Origin of the sequence: Corallococcus exercitus (assembly GCF_003611585.1) — a bacterium.
GTDB classification, from domain to species: Bacteria; Myxococcota; Myxococcia; order Myxococcales; family Myxococcaceae; genus Corallococcus; species Corallococcus exercitus.
On the sequence record NZ_RAVW01000849.1, the window covers coordinates 1 to 723 of the forward strand.

The 723-nt window shown below is 73.9% G+C and carries 1 protein-coding gene; it reads left to right on the top strand.

What is annotated here, in order from left to right; all coding sequences use genetic code 11:
• The coding region (locus D7W79_RS44180) for a hypothetical protein (protein WP_120530796.1) at positions 1 to 723 on the top strand (723 nt) is incomplete at both ends.

A 723-nucleotide genomic window follows, 5' to 3' on the forward strand; every position in this document is an offset into this window, starting at 1 on the left:
CCCGCCGTCCCCAAGGACGCCGTCGTGCTGCGCTGGAAGCTCGTCCAGGACGTCCCCGTCTCCTTCCGCCTCAACCTCGCGCTGGACGGCAACGCGCCCGTCCCCGAGTCCGCCCCGGAAGAGAAGCCCGCCAAGGGTGACAAGAAGAAGAAGGGCGCCAAGGCCGCCGCGGCTCCGGCCCCCAAGGCCACCGCCAGCACCGCCTTCCCCTCCGAGTACACCTACGTGCTCCAACTGGACAAATCCGGAGAACGCCAGCTGCGCGTGACGCCCGGTGGCCGCGCGCTGGAGGACGCCACCATCAGCGACCGCGGCTTCATCATCGACGGGCTCCAGGGCCCCGCGCGCAACCTGGCCACGCTGGTGCTGGAGCTGCCGCGCGACCCCGTGCGCCCCGGCGAGACGTGGTCCCTGGGCACCGAGCTCACCACGCCGGACGCCCTGGGCTCTCTGTTCCGCCGCGCGCCCGGCGGCGAGCGCCACAACCGCGTGAAGCTCGTCTCCGTCACGCCCGGCGACAACGGCGAGCAGGTGGCCACGATCGAGTACGACATCGTGGAGCAGTTCGGCGGCACCCTCAGCGCCGCGCGCCCCCCGCCGGCCGGAGCCGCCAAGAAGGGCCCACGCCAGCCAGGCCTCGAAGGCGGAGCCATCGAAGTCCCGGACCAGCTGGCCGACGCGCCCGCCGCCCCCGCCGCGCAGCCGGAAGGCACCGAGCTGGGC